Below are 25,222 nucleotides of genomic sequence, written 5' to 3' on the forward strand. Positions count from 1 at the left end.
CTTTACCAGAAGACTTATCCTCGGATGATCCTAAGCTCTTATGATAAAACTATACGGTTATCCGATCAGCAATTATACGAATAAAGTCAAATTGGCACTTTTGGAAAAAGGTTTGGAGTTCGAAGAAATTCGCACCGGCTTCTCCCAGGATGAGGAGTTCCTACAAAAAAGCCCGATGGGAAAAATTCCGTACTTAGAAGTTGATGGAAAATTTCTCTGCGAGTCCTCCGCGATCCTGGAATTCTTAGAGCAAGCTTATCCGAATAGCAAACATCTATTCCCTTCCGATCCTTTTGAAGCGGCTTTAGTTAGAACGATTATATCTTTTGTAGAGAACTATATTGATATCCCGGCAAGAAGGCTTTATGAATCTATAGTAGAAGGTAAAGACATCCCTCCTGAAACCGTAAAACTCACCGAGGAATCTCTAAGAAAAGGAGCAAAAGCTCTCTCCAGAGTCGTTCGTTTTTCCCCGTTTATTGCAGGAAATGAATTCACCGCTGCGGATTGTTCTGCATTCGCCACCTTTCAGATCATAAACGATCATATTGCGGATTGGATCTCTCCAAATCCTCTATTCGAAATCCCGGGACTCCAAGCATATTTAGATATGATGATGACAAATCCCAATGCTGCAAAAGTGGATAAACCAAAATCTGTCGTTATGAAGGCCTTAAAAAGACTTCGGAAATAAATTCAAGGCAGAAGAAGCTAAGAACTTTTGTGCGCTGCGTTTCTTCTTTCTAGAAAAATTTACGAAAGACTCACATGCAAAAAATCTGGTTGACTGGTTCGGTTCGCAAATTAACCTGCTGGTGTCTTTATGGAAGCAGAGAAAGTCATTTCGGTCCCTATCAAAGAACTTCCTCACTTAAAAGTGATCCTTGCCGGATGGTACAATTTTTTAAAGGATAGTTACGATCAAAAAGCGATCGATGCAAACGCCTTTAAGGACTCTCTAAAGACCAACGTGGTCTATAATATTGACCTGGATCAGGTGGAACTCCTACTTTCCGGCACGGAACAATTACTTCAGAATTTCCGCAAAAAACTTTCTTAAAAGTTTTCAGGCCACTAAATCATAGAGTTTTAATAAAGCATCCGGCTCAGGGTCTCTTCCCAAGAATCGTTTAAATAAGACCATCGCATTTTCCGAGCCTCCTTTTTCCAAAACTTCCGTTCTGTACTTGGTAGCGAGTGCCTCGTCAAAAATTCCTTTGGATCGGAATGCAAAAAAAGCATCCGCAGCCAAAAGTTCAGCCCATTTATAACTGTAGTAACCTGCAGCATATCCTCCCGAGAAGATATGACCGAATCCGTTCTGGAACTTGTTATACTCCGGAGGAAATAAGACGCTCACTTCTTTACGGACAGTATCTAAAATATTTTGGACTTCTTCTTCCGAATATTTTTGGAGATGGATCCTTATATCAAAAATTCCGAATTCTAGCTGGCGAACGACTCCCATTGCAGCCAGAAAATTTTTGGTGTCCTTCAATTTTTGAGCTAATTCCTTAGGGATCGGCTCTCCGGTTTGATAATGAAATGCAAAAAAGCTCAAAACTTCAGGCTCATACGCGAAGTTTTCCAAAAATTGAGAAGGAAATTCCACTGCATCCCATTCCACACCATTGATCCCACTGACTGGAGGTTCTTCTATCTTCGCACAAAGATGATGAAGTGCATGTCCCATCTCATGGAAGAATGTAACTACATCAGAATGATTTAAAAGAGAAGGTGCGCCGTCCTTAGAAGGAGGAAAATTACAAACTACGAATGCAGAAGGAAGAATTGTTTTACCTGGGACCCGATTTCTGGTTTCCCAATGATTCATCCAAGCCCCTCCTTGTTTGTCTTTTCTAGCTTCCAGATCTAAGTACAATCTAGCGATGATCTCTGATCCGGTTTTTACATGATATACTTCCGTTTTAGGGTCCCAGACTGGGGCTTCTGTCTTTTCGAATTTTAACCCTAGTAGTTTTTCTAAAAAGGAGAAGGCACCTTTTACTACTGTATTTTTTTCAAAATAGGGCCTGGTTTCTTCTTCATCGAAATCGTATAAACTTTTCTTTAATTTTTCAGAAACATAAGCGCTATCCGATGCTTTAAAATCAGAGATCCCAAGAGTGAGTGCGAATTTTTTTAGCTCTGTAATCTCTTTCTCTGCAACCGGTTTTGCGAGTTTTCCAATCCTTTGTAGGAAGTCCAACACCTGTTCCGGAGAATCCGCTACTTTGGTTGCAAGGGAGGATTCTGCATAATTTTTATAACCTAGTAATTTAGCAGACTCGTCTCTTAAAGCCAGAGTCTCTTCTAAAATTTTTCCGTTCCCTGGAGCCTTGGTCACATATGCTTTGTACAATTCTTCTCTTTTGGAGCGATTGCTTCCATAAGTCATATAACAATTATAACTAGGAAATTGTAATGTGAAGGTATAAGTTCCGTCCTCGTTTTTGTATAATGCCTTATCCGATTCCGGGATTTCTTTTACATCTTCTTCGGATCCTATCTTCATCTCGAACGAGTTTGTGGAATCCAATAAATTTTGGGAGAATTGATTGGAAAGATCCGAAAGCCTAAGATTGATCTCCTGCAATCTAATTTTTTTGTCTTCAGGGAGACCCACTCCTCCCAATTTGAATTGTAAGATCGCGTCTTCCAAAACCTTATTCTTGGGACGATCCAAAGAAGTTTTTTCTTTTTCGTATATGAGTGAGTATAATTTGAATAATTCTTCGTTTTGACCAAGCTCTGTATAAAATTCAGTGATCTCAGGCAAAACTTCCGTATAATGCTCTTTTGTTTCTTCGCTATTCTTTACACTATTTAGGTGAGAGAGAACCGTAAATTCTTCCTGTAATTCTTCCATTGAGTCGTTTAGAGGCCGTATTACGGACTCATAATTTAGGTCCTTCTTCCCCAAAACATCCTGTAAAACTTGTTTAGAGTTTTTGATCTTATCTCTGACCCTTTGTTTTTGGTCTGCTAAAGCGATTTTAGGAAATTCACGAAATAAAGAATTCATCGATTCCAGTCTTTCCTCTCCCTAAGGGAAAAGCACCTATTTTCCATCTTGACAATCTCGAAAAAGGATTTCGAATTCCACCTGCCCGACCCATTCTCATGAAACTCAGTTTATTCTTTTCGATCTTTATCTTTTATTTAGGATGTACAAGTCCTCCTTTACCCGTTTTTCCAAGTAAAGAAGGGATCTGTCCAAAAGCGGATCTAATCCTTCTATCCCAACCTGAAATAGATATACAAACCGGGAATGGGCTCGTCGGGATCTATTGTAAGGCGGATATCACTCCTGCCGGATTCGAATGGGAGATCAGTTTAGTTTTCCAAGACGAGATCCACCCGAGCGGATGGAAGGACTTCTTCTATAGAATTTATAGAAGATTTCGTTATGGTAGGACCTACGACATTGAATCTTTCTTAGTCCGTTTAGAGCCGGACGCTAAAACATTTCAATTGGATTTAAGAAACGTATATTCTGGAGAACAGATCTTCGAAGAGGATCCTGTTGTTCATAAGGATAAGATCTTATCCTCTTCTTCTTTAGAAAGTAGGAACTCCTTCCCTGTTCTATATATAAATACTTGGAATCATATGTTCGGGGAGAAGGATAATAACCCAAAACTCACGAAACAAGAGATCCAAATTTCCGAGTTTCGTTTCGGTTCCAGAAGCCAATTGGATGGGTATTTCGGGACTTATTGACCGAAAAAGCCTTTTCCGAGGAGAGGATCTCTAAATTCTGGAAGAAACTAAAAGACGAAGCAGGAGTTCTCACTATGGCTAAAATCCCTACTTCCCCCTTCGCGGAACTAGGTCCCAAAACTCCGGTGGAAACCGGAACCGTAAAACGGGGTATTTACGGTAGATATCTGGAAGAATTTACCGAAGGCGCAATTTTCGAACACCCAAGAGAACTGACAATCGATCGTTCTTTTGCTCAAGAGTTTGCTACCACTTTTATGGAAGCGAACCCACTTTATCTTTCCGCTCCTTACGCTCAGGCTCACGGTTTTAAAGACCTATTAGTTTCTCCATTAATGGTATTTAACGTGGCCCTTTCCTTGGGAGTGCAAAACGATTCCGAAAAAGCATTAGCGAACCTTGGATACTATGATGTTCAATTCCTAAAGCCTGTTTATCCTGGAGACACACTTTCTGCAAAAACCAAGATCATCAAAATAGATGATAAGGGCGCGGACAAACCGGGTATCGTTCATGTAAGAACTCTTTGTTTGAACCAAAATAGAGAACTCGTTCTTCAGTATGAAAGAAAGATCATGATCTATCATTCTAACGGAAAACCGAAAGGAACTCCGAAGCCTGTGATCAAAGAAGCTTTTTTCCCTGAAACAGACAGTCCGGTTATCGAATTGCCTGAGTTAAAGGCACCGAAAGGTTTCGAGACCTCTACTTGGACGGATACTTATTTCGAGAATTTCGCTCCCGGTCAGATCTATATTCACCAAAACGGAAGAACGATCACCGACGAACATTTCCCTTGGACTTACAGAGTTGGGAACACTCACCCACTTCATTACGATAAACTCTATTCTTCCGGAATTTCCGGGCCTATGGGTGGAGAACCTGTCGTTTATGGTGGACTCGTATTCGCATGGTTATGCGGACTTTCCTCCAGAGATGTGACGGAGAATGTTCTATGGGATCTTGGATTCACAGAAGGATATCATACCCAACCTTCTTTTAGCGGAGACACTGTGACTGCGATCACTCGTGTTCTTGCTGTTAAGGATAGAGGGACCGAATTCGGTATCCCTGCGGGAGAAGTTCATCTTCAATTTATCGGTCTGAAAAACATCAAGGCAAACGACGCCTTCGAAAAATTCGGAGCGGATCTATTCTTAAAAGAGAACGATAAGAAAAAACACGGGAAAGAAAAACTTCCTGAGAAAATTTTCGAGATCGAAAGAAAGATCTTAATTAAGAAGAAGTAAAACTTCTTTGAAAAGCCCGGCAACTCTGCCGGGTTTTTTATTGCGCACGGAGCACACAGAGGACACGGAGGATTTTCAAATCGATAGAAGAATAGTGGTCCCTGAGTGATTCGAACGAAGTGAGAATTGTATCGCACGCGAAGAGTCACGAAGTTAGGGCCGAAATGTAAAAAATTTTCGAAATAAGTTCCTTCGATACATCCCTCGCGTTTACTCGGGATACTCAGGAACCAATTTTACTTTCTATGTATCAATCTCTCTGTGAACTCAGTGGTCTCTGTGCGAAACCAAAGTCGTTGTGAAATATTTTCATCCAGAGGCGCGGAGACGCAGAGAGATTTTTTGTTTAAGATTCCTAAAAACTCCGTAGCCTCTGTGCGAAATGTTACCCTTCTAGGGTCGCACTCATGGAACCTTTGGATGCAGGAAGAAGAGGATCCGGGCCGTAATTTAAGATAAGATCTTGGATATGTTCTGCGTGTTCAAGCTCGCCTGCAAAAACTACCGTTTTCTTTTGAGCGTCCACTTCTACCGCATGACCGAAAGCTTGCTCAGGAGTCATTTTGCAGACATCCATGAGCATTGTGATCACATATTCGTAAGTATGTTCGTTATCGTCCCAAAGAACCACTCGCCAGGGGCCTCCGATTTGCACCGGATCTTCTGTGGTGGTTTCTTCTATCGATGGTGAGTTAGGCATTACTCTAAAACTACATACCGGTCTATGCTGGTATTATTTGGATTGGACTGCTTTTTTAGCTAATTCTACTATGTTTTTAGATCTTAAACCGAAATAATCCAAAAGTCCAGACCAAGTCCCTGACTTACCGAAACTGTCTTTCATTCCAAGTTTAAGGACTCGAACCGGATATTCTTCGGATAAAAATTCGCTGACAGCAGAACCCAATCCACCGATCACATTATGCTCTTCGCAAGTAACAACCGCTCCGCAAAGTTTAGCATATTTTAATATAGCTTCTTTATCTATCGGTTTGATGGTCGCCATGTTCAGAAGAGTTGCTTGGATCCCTTCTGCTTCCAATTCTTTAACAGCGATCATTGCTTCGTTCACGAGCACACCATTCGCGATGATAAGAACGTCTTTTCCTTCTCTCATCACTTCTGCTTTGCCGATCTCGAATTTATAACTCTCTCTTTCGATCAAAGGAAGATTCGGACGACCCACTCTAACGTAAACAGGCCCTTTATAATCAGCGATCGCTTTAATGATCTGTTTTGTTTCGTTATAATCGGAAGGACAAATCACAACCATCTCAGGGATTGCTCTCATAGTAGCAAAATCTTCGATACATTGGTGAGAAGCTCCGTCCTCTCCAACGGTGATACCACCATGAGAAGCGACCAATTTTACGTTTAAAAAGGGATAAACTACACTGTTTCGGACTACTTCCCAGGCTCTTCCGGATAAGAACATTGCGAAAGAAGAAGCAAAAGGAACGTATCCAGCAAGCGCGAGTCCTGCAGCATGCCCCACTAAATTCTGCTCCGCAACTCCTACGTTAAAAAAACGATCCGGAAAAGCTTTTGCGAACTTATTGGTCTTGGTAGAACCGGAAAGGTCTGCGTCCAGAACTACGATATCGGAACGTTCCGCCCCTAGTTCGTGTAATGCGTCTCCGTAACCGTCTCTGGTTGCTTTTTGGTCTGCGCTAGATGCGGATACTGCTCCCATTAACCTTTCAATGCTCCTGCTTTATCAGTTCTTTCCCAGGTGAAAGTTTCTCCGCTTCTTCCGAAATGCCCGTAAGCTGCGGTTTCCCTGTATTTTCTTCCTTTCTCCAATAATTGAAGGGATTCTGTGATCCCGCGTGGAGTCAGTTTGAAGTTTGCCTTAATTCTTTTAACGATCTCTTCTTCAGAAAGTTTTCCAGTTCCGAAAGTATCTACGTGAACCGAAACAGGTTCCGCAACTCCGATCGCATATGCCAACTGAACTTCGCACTGAGATGCAAGTCCTGCTGCCACGATATTTTTAGCGATATATCTTCCCATATAAGCCGCAGAACGGTCCACTTTGGAAGGATCTTTTCCGGAGAATGCTCCTCCTCCATGTCTTCCGTAACCACCGTAAGTATCCACGATGATCTTACGTCCGGTTAGGCCTGTATCACCATGAGGTCCACCGATGATGAACTGGCCGGTAGGGTTGATGAAATATTTTGTATCTTTTAAGAAATTCGCCGGGATTACTTTTTTGATACATTCTTCGATTACAGATTCTTCGATTTGTTTATGAGAAACTTCAGGAGCATGTTGAGTAGAGATCACTACTGTATCCACACGAGAAGGTTTTCCATTCTTATACTCAACAGTTACCTGGGACTTTGCATCCGGACGTAACCATTTTAATTTTCCGTCATGACGAAGACCGGATAAATGTCTTACTAATTCGTGGGAATAATAGATCGGCATAGGCATCAGTTCCGGAGTTTCGTCGATCGCAAAACCGAACATCAAACCTTGATCCCCTGCTCCTTGCTCTTTAAAAAGACCTTCTCCCTCGGTAACACCTTGAGAAATATCAGGACTTTGAGCATGAATATGGGAAGAAACTACTGCAAACTCTGCATCGAATCCAAGAGAAACATCATTGTAACCGATTTCCTTGATTACATTTCTTGCGATCTCAACTGCGTCTATCTTTCCCTTGCTAGTAACCTCTCCTGCTACTACTACTAAGTTCGTAGTCACTAAAGTTTCGCAAGCAACCCGGGACTTAGGATCTTGAGCTAAATATGCATCTAAAATTGCGTCGGAAATCTGGTCACAAACCTTGTCCGGATGTCCTTCTGATACGGATTCCGAGGTAAAGATAAAGTCTTGCAGGGACATTCGATTGTAGTTCCTATTAAAATTATTTCTTTGGAGGGGTAAAACGTTCCCCTAAAACTATAAACCTAGCCAAGTCGTCGGTGTCAAGTGAATCCGACCGGAACCTTTTTCGGAGAAGGCGGTTCTTTCGGAATTTTAGTCAAAACTTCCGAAATTGATTTGTAGGAATAATACGGTGAAAAAAGCATTTCTTAGATGAAAATTCGGGTCTCCGATATTAAGGTAAAGAACCGCATTCGTAAAGATTTGGGCGACCTACACGGTCTAAAATCTTCCATTCAAAACTTAGGGCTTTTGCATCCGATCATTATCGACCTGGACAATAAATTAGTCTCTGGTGAAAGACGCCTGGAATGTGTGAAACTTTTGGGCTGGGAATATGTAGATGTCAGAATCGTAGATGTACGAAGTAAAAAAGAAAGAGTTCTGATCGAAGCCGAAGAAAACAATGTCCGGCTACCGTTTACCCCTGAAGAACAAGAAAGGGCCCAAAAACTATTAAGAAGATATTCCCATACAGGAATACTCGGTAGATTGATTGCCTGGCTTTTGGATCTTTGGGAATGGATTTGGTCCTGGCTCTTTAAAAACTAAACCGAAAGAATCAATCAACCCTAACACATAAAGGTTTCCGTTCGGAGACCTGGAAATTTTTTTACTCACCAAATGGAACCTGTTATATGATTTCCATTAACAGTTGGATTCCGGAACATAAAACGTAGGTCCGATATTCGAAATCCCCTTTTTTAAATTTTTGCACCGCCAAAAGGGGTCAGGAAACAAAAATTTATTAATTAGATTTACAAAAAGGAATCTCTTCTCTATCTTGAGCAATCCATACCAAGGAGATCTCTCGAATGAAAAAATCTTCGATCCTTATAATCTCCACCGCTATAATGGTCAGCTTTGCTGCATGTATCGGTGGACTTCCCGGCCTACAAAGTAATTTCTCGGTCGGAGAACAAGACATTCCAGGAGTAGGAGTTAAGAAGCTTTTCGCGCCTTATTCTGAAACTGTGAACTATTGGGGATACATCAAACCAGGACAAGCCGCTGACGCAGTAGTAAACGGAAAGAAATCATATTTCCTTTATATTTGGGTTCCAGCAGCAATCGTTGAATTAGGTGTTCGTCTAATTTCCCCTACCGGAGAAATTGGTGAGCCATCTAGCAGCGACTTCGTGAGTGAGGCTTTCAAAGCTGCAACTCCAGAAGAAAAAAGCATGCCGAACTGGTTCGATACTTGGATCCGCGTAGAGCGCTTAGCAGCTATTATGCCGAACCAAATCGAAGGAGCAGCTAAAGGAAAAGCACTTCAAAATCTTGGCGACAATGATGATGGAGACGATACTTACACTGAAGAGCGTCACAACAAGTACAACTCTTTACTTCGTATCCAAATTCCTAATATTCCAAAAAGCTTGGATGAACTTAAAAACATCGACACTAAAAAACTTTTAGTTCGCGGTTTATACAGAATTACTTTCACTACTTACAAAGTAGGAGAAGTTAAAGGTTCTTTCGTAGCTACTGTTGGAGTTCTTGGCCCTCCAGGTGTTCCAGGTCTTTCTCCTATCCTTCACTCAAACCCAGTCGAATTGCAAAAATTGGCTGTTGCTGAAGAAGAGAAGTTGAAAGCAGCTATCGCTGGAGACAAGAAGTAATCCTTCTTTTTCTGCTTTGCTGAAAAGCCGAAAGCCGTCGGGTCAAACCGGCGGCTTTTTTTATGCATTTTTTTTAGCACCTTTTCACGCAGAGACGCAGAGTTTGCTGACACAGATCTCAAATTATAATCCCGTATAAACCCCCCTCCGTGATCTCTGTGTTCTCCGTGCGAACCTCTCTTTGCGGCTTTGCGGTTTAGCGTGAAAATACATAATGTAATATCTCACACAGAGCCCACGGAGTTCACAGAGTTAAGTTCTTTAATAATATAAATTCTCTATACCGATTCCTAACTTCGTGACGCTTCGCGTGCAATACATCCCTCGCATCTGCTCGGGACACTCAGGAACCACTCTTATCCAAACCTCTCTCTCCACGACTTTGCGACTCTGCGTGGAAATACTTAATATAACATTTCGCACAGAGCCCTCGGAGTTCACAGAGTTTGCTGGCACAGATCTCAAATTATAATCCCGTATACCCCCCCCCCTCCGTGATCTCTGTGTGCTCCGTGCGAACCTTCCTTCCGCGGCTTTGCGACTCTGCGTGGAAATAAATCTTTACGATTCTTTTAAACTCGGCGTCTCCTTCAACCGAATAGTGTTCATTTATAAAAAAGGTTTCATTCTTCAAATTTTTTCCCTTTCCATTTCAAATCCGTAAAATAAGGCTTCCTTAAGAAGTGCAAATATTTTGAACAAAAGTTCATTCTCCTGCGGAGCAACCTCATGATAGAAAATAACTATTTCCTGGAAAACGAAGACCTAAAGCAACATTTCGAATCCTTAATAAACTGGGACGAGATCGTGGATGCATTCGAACAAGGTTTTTTAGATAAAAAAGAATACGAAAAAACAGGAAAAGAAGAATTTTCATTAGCTCCGGGAAGTAAAGAAGAAGCGATCGAATTTTATAGATCCGTATTGGAATCTGCTGGAGAGATCGCAGGAAAAGAAGTCGCTCCTTACGCACAAAAAATGGATGCAGAAGGCCTAATATACAAAAACGGTAAAGTAACTTTTCCTAAAGAAATGATAAACGCCGTAAATCAAGTGAAAGAAGCGGGGATCCTCCCCTATTCTATCGGACGCAAACACGGAGGACTCGGGCTTCCATGTTCCGTTCAAGCTATGCTCATGGAAATATTTTCCAGAGCGGACGGTTCGATGGCAATCGCTCTGGGATGTATGAATCTTGCAGAGACTATCGAAAGATTCGGTACGGAAGAAATGATAGAAACTTACGTACCTAAAATGGCTGCGGGAGAATTATGCGGATCGATGGCTCTTACGGAGCCGAATTACGGATCCGATCTTCCGAATTTACAAACTAAGGCGATCAAAGGTGAAGACGGTATCTGGAGAATTACGGGAGCCAAAAGATTTATCACTCATGGTTGCGGGTTCGAAGATAAACCTTCTATCATTCTTACCTTAGCAAGAACAGGAAGCCCTACAAGTGGCGCAAGAGGTCTCTCCTTCTTTATAGTAAAAAGTGAAGATGTAGAGATCGCCGGAATAGAAAAGAAGATGGGGCTTCATTGTTCTCCAACCTGCGAAGTAGTATATGAAAACACTCCGGGAATTCTAATCGGTGAAGAAGGATACGGGCTCGTAAAATATTCTATGGCAATGATGAATGGAGCAAGACTTTCCATCGCAGGCCAAGCAATGGGGATCGGGGCCGCAGCTTACTTCGAAGCAAAAAAATATGCTGATGAAAGGGAACAATTCGGTAAAAAGATCAGAAATATCCCTGCCGTAAGAAAGATGTTGGATCTTATGGATAGAGAAGTCTTGGCGATGCGCTCCATTCTCCAGGAAGCATCCAGATCTATCGATCTCTATCACTGGAAATCCGAAAGATTAAAAGAACATGGAGTGGAAGATAGAGAGATCAAAAAAGACGAGACCATTAAAAAATGGGAGAAACTCGCAAACCTATTCACTCCTCTTTCTAAATATTATATCACAGAACAGGCAAATAAGATCGCATTCGACGCACTCCAAATCCACGGAGGCGCAGGTTATACCTACGATTACGATATTTCCAGGATCTACAGAGATGTAAGGATCACAAATATTTACGAAGGAACTACTCAACTACAGGTTGTTGCTGCAATCGGCGGTATTGTAACCGGACTGGGTGCAAAAGGTGTTTTACGCCAATATCTTGACGAAGAAATGAATTCTTTCTCAGCAAGTCCTGAACTGAAAGAAAACAGGACAAAATTAGAAGAATCTCATGAGATCTATCTATCTCTCGGCAATGGAGAAAATAAAGACGAGGTTTCTTTCGAACTCGTAGAGTCGGCAACCAGAGTCATCATAGGAGTGACCCTGGAAAGAAGTTTAAATAAACTGCAAGGGGATGCGAAGGGAGAGAGAGCAAACTTAGTTCGCGCTTACAACTTAGACAGCCTTGCTCTATTAGAATACAATAAGATCCGTATTCAAAACAAAAGAACAGCTGTGTTAGCTTAGCGAAAGAGATTTCGCACGGAGCACACAGAGAGCACGGAGGAATTTAGTTTTTGAATTAGCCTGCTGACTTACTTGAAAGCTCTGTGAACTCAGTGATCTCTGTGCGAAACTATTCTATGCTTTAGCCCAAAGCCTTTTTACGTTTCCAGTTTTCGATGATCTGATAAATTCGAAGTGGATAGATCAAAAACCTATCCAAGAACATCATTAGGGAGAATATTTTGGAAGGAAGAACCTTCTTCTTATTCCAACGGATCCCGGAAATTACTGCAGTTGCGACCTGCTTAGGGGTCTGGGACGGAAAAGGAACTGGGACTTTTTTACCTGCTGCATCGAAAAAGTTCGTACGAGTCGCGATCGGATAAACAATCATAAGTTTATGAGGGCTTTTCAATTCGAATTGGAATGCTTCCGCAAACGAATGAACGGCCGCTTTGGTAGCGGAATATAATGCATAACCTGGGATCGAAAGAAAACTCATAGCAGATGCAGTAATGATATAATATACAGGATTAGAATATTCAGCCTGGACCTTTTGAAGCCCATAAAGGGCAGAGAAAACGTTTGTTTGGAAAATTTTCTCCATACGTTTCCAGTCAGGCTTCTTGATCTCCTCATAATATGCAAAGCCCGCATTCGCATAAAAGATATCTATACCGCCTAAAACCTTTTCAGCTTCTTTAAAAATTTTATCTACGGATTCCGAGGAAGAAACATCGCATTTAAAAGTTTTCACTCGATTATCGGAGATATCCAAACGAGAAGGATCCAAATCTACGGCAAGGATCTTTACTCCTTCGAATTTCAGGAACTTGATCAGGGTTTCCTTTCCGATCCCGGAAGCAGCTCCGGTAATTACTATACGCTTTCCTCGAATATCCATTTATCCTTCCTTCTATGATCCAAGGTGAAGCTAATTTATTCGAGGTATTTGAAAAGCAAAATATCCAATGAAAAACGAGACACGTAAACAATTGTTCATAAAATTATGATCAATCCATTTTGTATCGACGTAATAACATGGATTATATCCACATTCTTCTATAATTTATTTATGTGTTCGATAAAGAGCTGGAGGAAAAAATATGTTTCCTTTCAAAATATGTTTGGAAGAATCGTTTCGTCTTATTTCCTATATTCCATAAACAATCCGGAACTTCTCCAGGATAATTGAAATGACTCAGAGATATTTTTATCGCCTTTTCGAGACGATACACAAAAAAATTTCCTACACATTCTCCATAGTTGCATTTTCCCTAGTAGGAGGTTGGTTCGGAGCAGTATACGCTTTCTTCTTCGGATCGGCAACAATTCCTATGTTCTCTTTGCAAACCCATTATATTGTAGTTATCTTCTTTCTATTTGCGACGGTTCTCGTAACAGTTTTGCATGGGATACAGTATGGTTTATTAACTCCAATCGGGATCTCGGGGATCGAGGCACATATTAAACGAATCAATCGAGTGCTAAATCCTAGTCATTCTGTTCGTAGGAACTCTTCGGAAGAATTAGAAAAGGCATTATTCGATCTAATCAAATTGCCCACTCATAATATGATTTCCGCGTTCTGTTACGGGTTCTTCGTATTTTTATCCAGCGTTTTTGCATACCTCGCATTCGGTTATGATCTGAAAGAACTTTGGTATATCTTTTTAGGATGGTTAGCCGCGGTTTTCGTATATTGTGGATTTAGTTATATCATTACGGATTATATCACAGGACCAAAACGAGTCATGCTAAAGAAGGTCCTTCTAAGTAGATCTTATTCCTCCAATTTTCCTTCCGGATTTTTAGGACTAAAAGGTAAGTTCGGATTTCTACTATCTCTCGTATTACTTTCCTTAACAATATTGGCGGTTTATGTGGGGCTTAAGCCAAATTCATATTTGGAGATCATATTTTTTATCGGCTTAACATTCTTTGCCGCAACCATTCTAATCATTTTATATTTTCAATCTATCTCTACTACACTGGAACAAATCGGAAAATCGGCAAATGATCTAGCCGCAGGAGGTCCAGGGAAATTGCCATTAGTTTCCAACGATCGTGAATTTTTAGGATTTGCTCGAGATTTTGCAAAAGCAACCGGAGAGATAGGTAGGATACGAGAACATCTTCAATCTTTAGTGGAAGAAAAAACTTCAGAACTTAGAGAAACTCTTCGCACAGTAGAAGAACTTAAGAAACAACAGGACGGAGATTATTTCCTTACGTCGCTTCTCATCAAACCGCTTGGGATCAATCGTACAAGCGGAAGAAAAGTGAAGGTAGATTTTTTGATCAAACAAAAGAAAAACTTCGTATTCAAAGGAAAAGAAAGCGAGATCGGCGGAGATATCTGTATTGCTCAGGAAATTTCCCTGAGAGGAAAAGATTATACGGTATTCTTGAATGCGGATGCGATGGGCAAATCATTACTGCATCTGCTATGAGTTTTCTTTCGATCCCAGGTTATGCATTATATTCCGCTACCAAAGCGGCCGTTCATTCGTTTGCGGAAGCATTCCAATTCGAATTGAAAAGCCCTCATAAACTTATGATTGTTTATCCGATCGCGACTCGTACGAACTTTTTCAAGGCTTTGACGGAAGCATGCTTGTATCTATGGTTTTAGGAGTATTGGACGAACAAGCAGGAATATTATATTATATTAATGCAGAACATCCTTGGTCGGTCTTATATAGGGATGGAAAAGCCTCATTTTTGGAAGAAAGCCTACAATATAGAAAATTAGGCACTCCAGGAATGGAAGGAAGTTTAAGTGTAAAAATTTTCAGGCTCCAACCGGATGATGTTCTTTTAATCGGGTCCGACGGAAGAGACGATCTGGAGATACAAACAAAATCAGGCGAAAAAATGATGAACGAGGACGAGTCTCTCTTCCTAAAAGTAGTAGAATCCTCGGATGGAGATCTTCCCGATATACTTTCCAGTTTAGAAGAAAAAGGAAGGATTACTGACGATCTTTCTCTTCTAAGAATTGAATATGATCCTGGGAAATCCACACGAAAATCTAAAGTAAGTAAAGAAGTCCAAACACTTAGCTTAAAGGCAAAGGATTTCCTAAAAAACAAAAATAATCCGGAAGCGATCCTTGCAATCGAAGAGGCATTAAAACTCTCTCCCGAAAACCAAACATTAAAAAGGGATTTGATCCGTCTCTATTACAGAAACTCGGATCATCAAAAAGCTTGCCTACTCTTGGATTCTTATGTAGAAGAAAATCCGGGAGACACGGATATGATCTATATCGCGTCCTTCTGTTTCAAAAAGATCGGGAACTTCAATCGTTCCTTGGAACTTGCAGAAAGAATACAACTTAGAAATCCTGGAATTCCCGCAAACCTCGCTCATATTGCAGATTTACATTATAGATTGGGAAGATCCGAAAAAGCCGCCAACTACGCAAAACTCAGTTTAGAATTAGAACCGGAAAACGAAAAGGCCACTGAGATTTTTAAAAAGATCTCCGGTTCCATCTAGTCTCTAATCTTATATTAGATTTTCTAGATTTGCTCTCGCAGTACCGGAACCAAGAGATTGGATCTTATCTGACTCGATGACAAATTTTCCTTTTTTGGATGACCAAGCTAAGTTTAGTATCGCCTTAGCGACCGTCTTTGCATGGATAGATCTGTATTTTTTAAATGGGCCGATAAGCAAAGGATTAATAAAAAAAGAAATTTTAGATCCAATCTTCTCTCCTAATCTGAATTCTTTTCTATCTCCTTCCAATAAAGAAGGTCTAAAAATCCCTAAGGAAGAAAAACCTAAAGTAGAAATTTCCGTTTCAACTTCGCCCTTTACCTGATTATAAAAGATCATTGAATTCGGATCTGCACCTAATGCCGTTACTATATAAAATGAATTTACCCCTTTCTCTTTTGCGACTTTTGCAAAACGTACAGGATAATCTAAATCTACCTTCTTAAAATTTTCCTTAGAGCCCGCTTTACCGATCGTAGTTCCTAAAATACAAAATGCATCCGTGACTTTTTCCGGAAATTCCAACTTTTCCCAATCAGTAAGAATGATCTCTAATTTCGAATGGGTCCATTCCAATGGTTTTCTGACCAAAAGATACACCTTATCCCAATCCGGATCTATGAGTAATTCTCTTACAAGTTCTCCACCGACTAAACCGGTCCCACCAGCTACGATCGCGATCCTATGATCCATTTTTCCATCCTGTTCTTCCGAAGCATGGTTCGATCTGGGTTTTGTATAAAAGTTCCCCTGATTCGAAGTTTTATTTAAGAATTATAACATTCGTTTTGTTTTCTTCTTCGGTAGAAACAATAAGAAACGATTGAAGCGAAAATGGAAAGGAGTATTTTTGGGAGCTATGCCCATAGAACAATACCTTCCGAAATTTCTTTGTAATATACTTCAAACAACGGATCGCAAAAAGATGGACGATTCCGTTCGTAAAGTTTTGGAAAACGAAGAGATGTTAGGAGCTTATATCTCTAACGCATTCAGATACTTAGTCGCTATATTTTTCGCGGTTCAAATTCTCGTGAATTTGAAACACGGGGATATTTTGGCGAATGCGATCGGATTTGCAGTTTATCTTTCGATTACGATCGGGCATTCCATCGTAATACGGACTTGCCCAGATTGGGCGGTTAAAGGTTTTTCTTATTTAGCTTTGATTGCAGATTTTGCGATCATCACTGCAATTTTAGTTTTTTATACGATCAATAACTCCAGTCTTGATTATGGATTCGCGATCAAAAATCCGATCGTAAATTTTTATCTATTCCCACTCGCATTCTCTCTCATTCAATTCAGACTTAGATTCGTTTTACTAAGTGTGGTTTTATTTTATGCGGCATATTTCGGGATCTTTGCGTATGCGGTATCGAATAATAAGATCATGTTTTCCGATGATTGGCCTGAATATGTTAGCGGTCCTTATGTTCTTCTTTCCGACGCTCTTTTCGGAAGACCGATGATGTATCTGGTTCTAGCATTCTTCTTTTGTTTCGGGATCCTGCGAACTCTTATTATGATCCGAAGGATCGGAGAAGGAGAAGCACAAAGATCCCTTCTTTCCAGATATTTCTCTCCTGGTATGGTGGAAGAAATGATGACGAATCCCGATGTATTGGAAGGAAGAAGGCAGACTGCCACAATTCTTTTTACGGATATTCGAAATTTCACCGCTCTTTCAGAAAACATGGATCCTCTCGAACTTAGCAGATTCCTTTCTTCCATTAGAGAAACATTAACAGATTGTGTTTTCGAATTCGGTGGCACTTTGGATAAGTATATAGGAGATGCCGTGATGGCAACCTTCGGGACCCCTTACCCTTCTGCAGATCCTGCTTCGGACGCGATCCGTGCCTTACAATGTGGACAGAAGATGTTGGAAAAATTAGGAGAATTTAATAAAGATAGAGGATCCAAAGGTTTAGAACCTGTCAGGATCGGAATTGGGATCCATACTGGAGAAGTTTTTTCAGGAAATATAGAAACAAGCAGAAGAGCAGAGTTCACTGTGATTGGGGACGCAGTAAACACCGCATCCAGGATCGAATCTTTGACTAAAAATTTCGGTAAAGAACTTTTGGTATCCGAAGAAACTTGGAAACTTGCAGGAGCAAATTTCGTAGGAGAGACTCTTCCTCCAGTCCAAGTAAAAGGAAAAGAAAAACCTGTAACGGTAGTTGCAGTAGGAGCTTGATGGGCCAGAATTCTAAGGTCCAAGATTATAAAGGATTAAACCTTCTATTCCTTATCACGGATATAGGATTCATTTTATACTGGTCGATTACATTATTACATGTAATTCCTAGCGAATATCTTTTTAAAGATTACGAAAACCCTATATTGCAGGCTTGGAATTGGTCCTTTTTACCCTTGGACCTTTTCATATCTTTTACTGGGTTTTACAGTCTCTTTCTTTCAAAACAAGGGAATATACATTGGAAACAATTTACGATCCTTTCCTTAGCTTTAACTTTCGCATCCGGGTTACAGGCAATTTCCTTTTGGACGATCAGCTTCGATTATAATCTCAGTTGGTGGATACCGAATCTATATCTACTCATATATCCGCTTTATTATATTCCAAAATTGATACGCGCTTAACTTATTAAGCGATTTGTTCGCACGGAGAACACAGAGCTCAGAAGAGCTCTAGGTTCCCGAGTGATTCGAACGAAGAGAGAATCGTATCGAGGGAACATCCCTCTGTGACCTCTGTGTTCTCCGTGCGAACAAATCGCTTAATAAGTTAAGCGCGTATCAATTTTGGAATATAATAAAGCGGATATATGAGTAGATATAGATTCGGTATCCACCAACTGAGATTATAATCGAAGCTGATCGTCCAAAAGAGATCCAATCCGAACAGCTCCGTCTTCTATCTCGCAGAAAAAGTCTCTCATCCGATTGAGTTCAGAATAACGTTTTTCCATATCACCAGCAACAGATTCGCTCATACTTGCGACACCCTGAATAGAAGCCTCCAGATCATCCGATCTAAGAGAATAATCTCGAACTGAATCGAATGCATTTTTCATGTTTTTGGAAAGTTCAGGGATCTTGATTAGGATCGCCTTAAAAGAATCCACAGTTTCGGAAAGAGATTGTAAAGAACCGTTTACAGTCTCCCAGATCTCTCTTAGATATTTATTTGCTTGTTTTGCATTAGATGCAGTTTTTTCGGATAAGACGGAGATCTGTTCTGCTACTACGGCAAACCCCTTGTCTCCTCCCCTTGCAGATTCGATAGACGCGTTAATAGATAACATTCCAAGTTGTTCTGCGATCTTTTGAAGGATCCCTACAAGCTCTTCTACTTTTTTTGCAGAACCGTTCAGGCCTTGCATACTTTTCACTGTTCTTTCTAATGTTTTTTCTCCGCTAAAAGCAATGGATTGGATCGTATCGCTGATCTTATCGGAGGTGAGAATATCTGTCTGCAACTCTCTCATACCTTGGGACATTTCTTCCGACATCCTGCGCATTTCCACGGAACGAGTTCTTTCTTCTCTGACTAGATCCAAGACGGCTTTTAAAGAAGATTCGAGTAGATCGGAAGTTTCTCGGATCAAAATAGTCCTTTCTTTTTGTTTCTCTATCTCTCTTGTAATCGTTGTAGTGGAATTTTCCAGAAGTTCGGACTCGTTCTCTATCTTATCCGAATTCTCTTTTACAACACCAATGATCTGAGTTAAACTTAAAAGAAGACGGTTAAAAAGTTCTGCGACTGCTCCAGACTCCACCCCGGGATCCACTTCTATTCGTTTGCGAAGATCCTTTGAATCCGCGACGTATTTCATCGCATTCATTAGATCCAACCACACCGTTTTGGCCCCATGTTCCGATTCATTAAGGCCTCTTTCCTCTTCTTCCGAAGAAACCCGAATAGTGATCGTAAACTTCATTAAGAAAAATATGATTAATCCCATACAAAAGGACCAAACCGCGCAAGAAGCGATTCCGGTAAGTTGCGCCTGCCACTGGGTCCAGGATCTTAAATTTTCGTCGCTTGCAAATATACTAACTGCAAGAGTTCCCCAAATCCCTCCAATCCCGTGAACCGGAAATGCACTGACCACATCGTCTAACTTCAGAACATTTTCCATAAACCAAACGGCGGCTTCTACAAGGATCCCTGCGACTAAACCAACAAGCAAAGAAGAGGCCGGGCTCATCACATCACAACCTGCGGTGATCGCAACTAATCCAGCAAGGACCCCATTGATCGCTCCTCCTACATGAGGAACACCCTTTGTAATATAATCGAAAATGATAGAAGCGGAACATCCCGCACAAGCCGCAAGACTTGTATTGACTATGATCTTAGGCACTGCATCCGTTAACGCAAGTGTGCTTCCCCCATTAAACCCAAACCAACCGAACCATAAGATAAAAGTTCCGAGGACCGAAAAAGGAAGATTATGGCCGTACAATTCCCTAGGTTTTCCTTCCGAATCGAAACGATCCTTTCTAGGGCCAAGCACGATCACACCCGCCAAAGAAACCCAGGCTCCGACGGAATGAACAACAGAACTTCCAGCAAAATCATGAAAACCTGATTTACTTAACCATCCTCCTCCCCAGGCCCAATGACCAAAAACAGGATAGATCAAAAGAGAAACAAAAAGAGAGCAGAGTAAATATGCTTGGAATCGTATCCTTTCAGCAACCGCGCCGGAAACGATTGTCGCTGCAGTCCCCATAAAGGTTACCTGAAATAAGAAGAATGCAAACTCCTTTCCAGTATCTAAACCTTCCAGCAGGAATAGATCTTTTCCGAACCAACCTTGGAAGCTTGTTCCATACATCAAACCATAACCGACCAAGAAGAAACAGATTGTTCCTACAACATAGTCCAGAAGATTTTTAATGGCGACATTGATCGAATTTTTAGAACGAACTAATCCGGATTCTAAAAGAAGAAAGCCGGCTTGCATAAAAAACACGAGAGCGGAAGCGAAAATGACCCATAAGGTATCTACATTCTTTGCTAATTCTTTGGCGGCGGGTAAAACGGGATCCAACGAAAACCTCTTTTCGTTTGAGAATGTGCATAAGTATCTATTAATTCGTGATTGAGAAAGAAAAAAACGAAAACCGTTCAATAATTTCTGACGTAGTCTTAATAAACGAAGAAGACAAAATTTGGTCCCTAAGCCGGGAGTGAGATCCCTCAAATAGGGTATCAATTTTTGTAGGAATTTCGCATAACGAGGCTCAATAAATAAAATGGCATCCCTTTATGGATGTAGGTTTTAGGCCTTTTCAGATCCGATTTGAGAAATATCAATACCTAACTTCTGGAATTCCTTCTCCCCTTTACTAGTTATATAAAGGTGTTTATCATCCGGATCGTCTTTTGCGATCCAACCTTTCTCCAAAAAGGATGTAACAAGAAGGGATCCGAGTTTGCCTCCGATATGGCCATAGCATAATTTCGCAGGTTTAAAAAGATTAGGTTTAGACATGTAGGAAGTCCGACGGACTTACATTGGATGGATAGGATGGCCCGGAAAGAGAAATCCCGGGCCGAGATTAGATTATTTTACGCCCGCTTTTTGCAGTTCTTTGCCGAGCTGACCAGTAATCGTGCAGAAATACATTCTCCAATCGCTTACGAAAGATTTGAACGGATAAATAAACGTAGCAGGTCGGTTCTTTTCTAAGAAGAAATGCCCGATCCAAGCAAATAAGTATCCGCTAAACAAAGCTCCCAGCAAGTACCAAGGATTTAAGAAGAAGATTGCAGAAACAATGAATGCCAACGCAAAGCTAGTTCCGATAAAATGGAACACTCTGTTCATTTTATTCGAATGTTCTCTTAAGTAGAATGGCCAGAATTCCTGTAGGGTTTCGTATTTTTTATTTTCAGTCATCTTTGTCCCTCCGGAGCTACATTATATAATATGGAAAAGAATCCGCAACTATTTCTCTTTACCATTGAATAACATCCGTTATTTAAAAAACCCTGGTTCAGAAAGACCTTCTAAACCTTGTATATATTCCAAATAGGGTTTTAGTTTAAATTTTTTGGCAGTAGAATCGGAAGACATATAACGAATATTCCCAAGAACAGCTCTTTCAGGGAACCAAGGTCTATCGAATGCTCCGAAACACCAAAGTATCCCAGTATAAGAATTCGGATCCCTACCATCATACGCGTATTTATGATTCAAATCTTCTAATATACGAAATGCCTCTTCCGGACTAGAAGACCATTCTATTACTTTTTTCCCCCATAACATCCTAAGATAGTTTTGCATACTTCCGGTTAGGACCAATTCTTTTTGGGCGGCATTCCAGATTGGGTCATGTGTCTTTGCATTTTCGAATTCTTCCTTCGTATACAAATACGTTCTCTCGTCTCCTCTATGAAGTTGTAGGCATTGTTTCGCCCATGTAGGAAGAATAGAAAGATCCTTTCTGAAACTTGGAGACTTATAAAATAGAAGGTATCCTAACTCTCTCCACGTCAGCAATTCTTCCAAAAATGAATTTATATTAGGATTCGGATGAAAAAATCCCTCGTTCTTTCCTCTTTGGGAATGATTGATCCGGTCCGGACTCCAATCTATCTTTGGATCCGATCCCAAAACCGCAGTAACCACTTCGTCCACGGAGATCATTCCAAAATGTAAATAAGGAGAAAGAGCAGAAGCCTTCATCCGATCGGGGGGCCTAGGTTCACTTCTTTCTTCCGAATAAAAGGGAAGCCCTTCCTTTAAAAAATTCTTTAAGATCTTCAAACCTTCTACCCTTCCTCCTATTTTCGAAGAGACAGGAAGAACATTCGGAAATTTAGATCTCATCTTGCTAAGAGTTTTATTTATATTTTCTTTTTTGGCAGAGAAAAGATACTTCGGTTTCTTTAGATGCTCCGAACTCGGGATTCCTTTGGATTTCGGCTTTGGATCGGAACGAAGGATATATGATTCTACAAATCGGTCATGAAGTCTAGGTCGGAACACTCTCGCGTATTCAAAAGATTTTTCGTAAGAAGCCAAAGCAGTAATTGAATTCGAATCTATGAGTAGAAGTTTACAACTTAATTGTTCAGATAATGTTTCTGCATGTTCCGGCAAGAAGAAGCAAGGGAAATCATCTGTAATCACTGCCGATGCATTTTTTAAAACTGTAGGAACAACTTCGGAAAGGGAATGTTCTTCCGTTTCTACAAAAGACCAATAAGTAAATCCAAGTTTTTCCGCATCTGCTGCAGTATCACAGATCCCTTCCAAAAGAAATCGATGAAGTCTAGGAGAACTCCATTCGAATTCCATCATCACAGATTCGAATATCACTAATGGTTTTTGGAACTTCTTCGCCAAATGAATGGAGTAATCCAGACAATGATTCCATGCGAGTCTACGATTGGCCCGGATCCAATAGAGAATGTACTCTCCTTCTTCTAAAACTGGCTTCTTATTCCCCTCCCTAACCCGAATTAAATTTTTCTCAGAAAACAAATGATCCTAACCTAATATATTCTTTCGCACTGAGGACACAGAGAGCACTGAGAATGAATAAAGTCAAAATTCAACCGAAGACAATGCTTTCAAAGAATGATCTCGAAATAAAATACTCCGTGAACACTGTGGTCTCCGTGCACAACCTTTTTCTATTTCCAATTCGGTGTTAGACTTCTCTCCCGAAAAAACGGGAAATGAAAAATTCGGCTAGTAAGACGAGTTTTGATGAATATTTTAGCACTCTTCAGTCCAAAGTGCTTGACCGCCTACCCCTGTTTCGGATTTCCTGGAATTTATATTCAAGCACTCATTTATTTCAAGTGCTAAAAGGAGAAAGTCATGGCGATTAAACCGCTAGGTGACCGTGTTTTGGTCGAGCCTAAACAAGAAGCTGAAGAAAAAATCGGCAGCATCTTCGTTCCTGATACGGCTAAAGAAAAACCGCAAGAGGGAAAAGTTGTAGAAGTAGGAAGCGGACGTTATGAAGACGGAAAGCTTATACCACTAGAAGTTAAAGCCGGCGACGTCGTTCTATACGGCAAATATTCCGGAACTGAAATTAAATCCGAAGGTAAAGAATACTTAATCATCCGCGAAAGCGACATTCTTGCCATCGTGAAAAAGTAATAGGCCGAGGAAATTAAAATGGCAAAAATTATCGAGTATGATGAATCAGCTAGACGCAAACTTTTAGAAGGCGTCAACAAACTTGCAAACGCTGTAAAAGTTACCCTTGGTCCTAAGGGAAGAAACGTAGTAATCGACAAAAAATTCGGATCTCCAACCATCACTAAGGACGGAGTTACCGTAGCAAAAGAAATCGAACTAGAAGATTCTATCGAGAACATGGGCGCTCAGATGGTAAAAGAAGTTTCCACTAAGACAAATGATGTCGCTGGGGACGGAACTACCACCGCTACTATTCTCGCTCAATCCATTGTTAACGAAGGATTGAAAAACGTTACTGCGGGTGCAAACCCAATGGCCCTTAAACACGGGATCGACAAAGCAGTTAATGCAGCAGTAGAAAGTATCAAAAAACGTTCAGTTAAGATCGAAAACAAAAAAGATATCGCTAACGTTGCGACTATCTCCGCAAATAACGACAAGGATATAGGAAATCTGATCGCAGATGCTATGGACAAAGTCGGAAAAGACGGAGTTATCACCGTAGAAGAAGCAAAATCTATCGAAACCACTTTAGACGTGGTAGAAGGTATGCAATTCGACCGTGGATACGTTTCTCCTTATATGGTAACCGATCCTGAAGCAATGATCGCTACTTTAAGTGATCCTTATATTCTAATTTACGACAAAAAGATCTCTTCTATGAGAGACCTTCTTCCTGTATTGGAAAAAGTTGCTCAAGCGGGTAGACCTTTAGTGATCATCGCAGAAGAAGTAGAAGGAGAAGCATTAGCTACTATCGTAGTGAACACTCTTCGTAAAACTATCTCTTGCGTTGCTGTTAAAGCTCCTGGATTCGGAGATCGTCGTAAAGCGATGTTGGAAGATATCGCAATCCTTACCGGCGGACAAGTGATTTCCGAAGACCTCGGAATGAAATTGGAAAACGCAACGGTTCAACAACTGGGACGCGCTAAAAAAGTTACCGTGGATAAAGAAAACACCACCATCATCGAAGGACAAGGTGCTTCTAAAGATATCCAAGGTCGTGTAGGTCAGATCAAAAAACAGATCGAAGATACTACTTCCGAGTACGATCGTGAAAAACTCCAAGAACGTCTAGCAAAACTTGCTGGCGGTGTTGCAGTGATCCACGTTGGTGCAGCAACAGAAGTAGAAATGAAAGAGAAAAAACACCGTGTTGAAGACGCACTTTCAGCTACTCGCGCAGCAGTAGAAGAAGGAATCGTTCCTGGTGGTGGATTAACTCTTCTAAAAGCTCAAGAAGCAGTTGCAGGTCTTAAATTAGAAGGCGACGAAGCTACTGGAGCAAAAATTATCTTCCGCGCATTAGAAGAACCGATCCGTATGATCACTTCTAACGCTGGTCTGGAAGGATCCGTAATCGTAGAGCAAGCAAAAAGTAAAAAAGGAAACGAAGGTTTCAACGCTCTTACTATGGTGTGGGAAGACCTACTACAAGCCGGAGTCGTTGACCCTGCGAAAGTAGTTCGTTCTGCACTCCAAAACGCTGCTTCTATCGGATCAATGTTGTTAACTACAGAAGTTACAATCACCGACAAGCCTGAAAAAGACGGTGGCGGAATGCCTCCTATGGGTGGAATGGGCGGTATGGGAGGAATGGGCGGCATGATGTAAT

At 40.9% G+C, this 25,222-nt stretch carries 25 protein-coding genes; 14 read left to right on the top strand and 11 right to left on the bottom strand.

What is annotated here, in order from left to right; all coding sequences use genetic code 11:
• Nucleotides 1-40: 40 nt before the first annotated feature.
• Both EHQ64_RS09460 and EHQ64_RS09465 read left to right on the top strand, forming a co-directional pair.
• Complete coding sequence (locus tag EHQ64_RS09460) at nucleotides 41-694, top strand: glutathione S-transferase family protein (RefSeq protein ID WP_135649241.1); 654 nt, start codon at nucleotides 41-43, stop codon at nucleotides 692-694.
• Between the two features lie 129 nt (nucleotides 695-823).
• Nucleotides 824-1,060: a hypothetical protein gene (locus tag EHQ64_RS09465; protein ID WP_135649242.1), complete on the top strand. Its 237-nt coding sequence runs from the start codon at nucleotides 824-826 to the stop codon at nucleotides 1,058-1,060.
• Between the two features lie 6 nt (nucleotides 1,061-1,066).
• Here the strand turns inward: EHQ64_RS09465 and EHQ64_RS09470 are convergent, their stop codons facing one another.
• Nucleotides 1,067-3,025, bottom strand: coding sequence for a M3 family metallopeptidase (locus EHQ64_RS09470; protein WP_135649243.1), 1,959 nt, complete (start codon nucleotides 3,023-3,025; stop codon nucleotides 1,067-1,069).
• 98 nt (nucleotides 3,026-3,123) lie between these two features.
• Between EHQ64_RS09470 and lsa23 the strand changes: the two genes are divergently transcribed.
• Entirely contained in the window at nucleotides 3,124-3,723 is a 600-nt protein-coding gene (lsa23, locus tag EHQ64_RS09475; protein ID WP_135649244.1) for a surface adhesion protein Lsa23, read from the top strand.
• A 74-nt stretch (nucleotides 3,724-3,797) separates the two neighbouring features.
• Nucleotides 3,798-4,973, top strand: coding sequence for a MaoC family dehydratase (locus tag EHQ64_RS09480; RefSeq protein WP_135649245.1), 1,176 nt, complete (start codon nucleotides 3,798-3,800; stop codon nucleotides 4,971-4,973).
• Between the two features lie 385 nt (nucleotides 4,974-5,358).
• Here the strand turns inward: EHQ64_RS09480 and EHQ64_RS09485 are convergent, their stop codons facing one another.
• Genes EHQ64_RS09485 through metK form a run of 3 tightly spaced genes read right to left on the bottom strand, consistent with a single transcriptional unit; the run spans nucleotide 5,359 to nucleotide 7,826 of the window.
• Nucleotides 5,359-5,673, bottom strand: coding sequence for an ATP-dependent Clp protease adaptor ClpS (locus tag EHQ64_RS09485; RefSeq protein WP_036090316.1), 315 nt, complete (start codon nucleotides 5,671-5,673; stop codon nucleotides 5,359-5,361).
• Nucleotides 5,674-5,706: 33 nt separating this feature from the next.
• Nucleotides 5,707-6,666 (bottom strand): transketolase family protein, encoded by a 960-nt coding sequence (locus tag EHQ64_RS09490; RefSeq protein ID WP_135649246.1) that lies wholly within the window; start codon nucleotides 6,664-6,666, stop codon nucleotides 5,707-5,709.
• A complete protein-coding gene (gene metK, locus EHQ64_RS09495; RefSeq protein ID WP_135649247.1) occupies nucleotides 6,666-7,826 on the bottom strand; it encodes a methionine adenosyltransferase in 1,161 nt (386 codons plus the stop codon). The genes EHQ64_RS09490 and metK overlap by 1 nt, the downstream gene beginning before the upstream one ends.
• Nucleotides 7,827-8,021: 195 nt before the next feature.
• On the opposite strand from metK, the gene EHQ64_RS09500 reads away from it, so the two are divergent.
• From EHQ64_RS09500 to EHQ64_RS09510, 3 genes are all read left to right on the top strand, one after another.
• Nucleotides 8,022-8,420: a ParB N-terminal domain-containing protein gene (locus EHQ64_RS09500; protein WP_135649248.1), complete on the top strand. Its 399-nt coding sequence runs from the start codon at nucleotides 8,022-8,024 to the stop codon at nucleotides 8,418-8,420.
• Nucleotides 8,421-8,683: 263 nt separating this feature from the next.
• Nucleotides 8,684-9,490, top strand: coding sequence for a major surface lipoprotein LipL32 (lipL32, locus tag EHQ64_RS09505; RefSeq protein ID WP_135649249.1), 807 nt, complete (start codon nucleotides 8,684-8,686; stop codon nucleotides 9,488-9,490).
• Between the two features lie 729 nt (nucleotides 9,491-10,219).
• Nucleotides 10,220-11,974, top strand: a complete 1,755-nt coding sequence (locus tag EHQ64_RS09510; RefSeq protein WP_135649250.1) for an acyl-CoA dehydrogenase family protein — start codon at nucleotides 10,220-10,222, stop codon at nucleotides 11,972-11,974.
• A 121-nt stretch (nucleotides 11,975-12,095) separates the two neighbouring features.
• On the opposite strand, the gene EHQ64_RS09515 is transcribed toward EHQ64_RS09510, so the two are convergent.
• Nucleotides 12,096-12,857, bottom strand: coding sequence for an SDR family NAD(P)-dependent oxidoreductase (locus EHQ64_RS09515; protein ID WP_135649251.1), 762 nt, complete (start codon nucleotides 12,855-12,857; stop codon nucleotides 12,096-12,098).
• A gap of 292 nt (nucleotides 12,858-13,149) precedes the next feature.
• Between EHQ64_RS09515 and EHQ64_RS20520 the strand changes: the two genes are divergently transcribed.
• From EHQ64_RS20520 to EHQ64_RS09530, 3 genes are read left to right on the top strand one after another with little or no spacing between them, the layout of a single operon-like run.
• Nucleotides 13,150-14,406, top strand: a complete 1,257-nt coding sequence (locus EHQ64_RS20520) for a hypothetical protein (RefSeq protein ID WP_135649252.1) — start codon at nucleotides 13,150-13,152, stop codon at nucleotides 14,404-14,406.
• Nucleotides 14,403-14,588 (top strand): SDR family NAD(P)-dependent oxidoreductase, encoded by a 186-nt coding sequence (locus tag EHQ64_RS09525; protein ID WP_135649253.1) that lies wholly within the window; start codon nucleotides 14,403-14,405, stop codon nucleotides 14,586-14,588. The genes EHQ64_RS20520 and EHQ64_RS09525 overlap by 4 nt, the downstream gene beginning before the upstream one ends.
• Nucleotides 14,579-15,457 (top strand): SpoIIE family protein phosphatase, encoded by an 879-nt coding sequence (locus EHQ64_RS09530; RefSeq protein WP_167882381.1) that lies wholly within the window; start codon nucleotides 14,579-14,581, stop codon nucleotides 15,455-15,457. The genes EHQ64_RS09525 and EHQ64_RS09530 overlap by 10 nt, the downstream gene beginning before the upstream one ends.
• A gap of 9 nt (nucleotides 15,458-15,466) precedes the next feature.
• Here EHQ64_RS09530 and EHQ64_RS09535 read toward each other — a convergent pair whose 3' ends face one another.
• Complete coding sequence (locus tag EHQ64_RS09535) at nucleotides 15,467-16,153, bottom strand: oxidoreductase (protein ID WP_135649255.1); 687 nt, start codon at nucleotides 16,151-16,153, stop codon at nucleotides 15,467-15,469.
• Nucleotides 16,154-16,385: 232 nt separating this feature from the next.
• Here EHQ64_RS09535 and EHQ64_RS09540 point away from each other — a divergent pair, with 232 nt between their 5' ends.
• Nucleotides 16,386-17,663, top strand: a complete 1,278-nt coding sequence (locus EHQ64_RS09540; protein ID WP_135649394.1) for an adenylate/guanylate cyclase domain-containing protein — start codon at nucleotides 16,386-16,388, stop codon at nucleotides 17,661-17,663.
• Nucleotides 17,663-18,070 (top strand): DUF5360 family protein, encoded by a 408-nt coding sequence (locus EHQ64_RS09545; RefSeq protein ID WP_135649256.1) that lies wholly within the window; start codon nucleotides 17,663-17,665, stop codon nucleotides 18,068-18,070. The genes EHQ64_RS09540 and EHQ64_RS09545 overlap by 1 nt, the downstream gene beginning before the upstream one ends.
• 145 nt (nucleotides 18,071-18,215) lie before the next feature.
• On the opposite strand, the gene EHQ64_RS20525 is transcribed toward EHQ64_RS09545, so the two are convergent.
• The 5 genes from EHQ64_RS20525 to EHQ64_RS09565 form a co-directional block, all read right to left on the bottom strand.
• The gene (locus EHQ64_RS20525) at nucleotides 18,216-18,326 is read right to left on the bottom strand and encodes a DUF5360 family protein (RefSeq protein ID WP_210410840.1); all 111 of its coding nucleotides are present in this window, start codon (nucleotides 18,324-18,326) and stop codon (nucleotides 18,216-18,218) included.
• The gene (amt, locus tag EHQ64_RS09550) at nucleotides 18,292-20,490 is read right to left on the bottom strand and encodes an ammonium transporter (RefSeq protein WP_135649257.1); all 2,199 of its coding nucleotides are present in this window, start codon (nucleotides 20,488-20,490) and stop codon (nucleotides 18,292-18,294) included. The genes EHQ64_RS20525 and amt overlap by 35 nt, the downstream gene beginning before the upstream one ends.
• A gap of 231 nt (nucleotides 20,491-20,721) precedes the next feature.
• Nucleotides 20,722-20,934, bottom strand: a complete 213-nt coding sequence (locus tag EHQ64_RS09555; protein WP_135649258.1) for an ArsR family transcriptional regulator — start codon at nucleotides 20,932-20,934, stop codon at nucleotides 20,722-20,724.
• Nucleotides 20,935-21,006: 72 nt separating this feature from the next.
• Nucleotides 21,007-21,342, bottom strand: a complete 336-nt coding sequence (locus EHQ64_RS09560) for an Mpo1-like protein (RefSeq protein WP_135649259.1) — start codon at nucleotides 21,340-21,342, stop codon at nucleotides 21,007-21,009.
• Between the two features lie 78 nt (nucleotides 21,343-21,420).
• Nucleotides 21,421-22,932, bottom strand: coding sequence for a deoxyribodipyrimidine photo-lyase (locus tag EHQ64_RS09565; protein WP_135649260.1), 1,512 nt, complete (start codon nucleotides 22,930-22,932; stop codon nucleotides 21,421-21,423).
• Between the two features lie 342 nt (nucleotides 22,933-23,274).
• Here EHQ64_RS09565 and groES point away from each other — a divergent pair, with 342 nt between their 5' ends.
• Together groES and groL are read left to right on the top strand one after the other, a co-directional pair.
• Nucleotides 23,275-23,562: a co-chaperone GroES gene (groES, locus tag EHQ64_RS09570; RefSeq protein ID WP_135649261.1), complete on the top strand. Its 288-nt coding sequence runs from the start codon at nucleotides 23,275-23,277 to the stop codon at nucleotides 23,560-23,562.
• 18 nt (nucleotides 23,563-23,580) lie between these two features.
• Nucleotides 23,581-25,221: a chaperonin GroEL gene (groL, locus tag EHQ64_RS09575; protein ID WP_135649262.1), complete on the top strand. Its 1,641-nt coding sequence runs from the start codon at nucleotides 23,581-23,583 to the stop codon at nucleotides 25,219-25,221.
• Nucleotide 25,222 lies beyond the last annotated feature (1 nt).

Source organism: Leptospira sarikeiensis (genome assembly GCF_004769615.1).
GTDB lineage: Bacteria > Spirochaetota > Leptospiria > Leptospirales > Leptospiraceae > Leptospira_B > Leptospira_B sarikeiensis.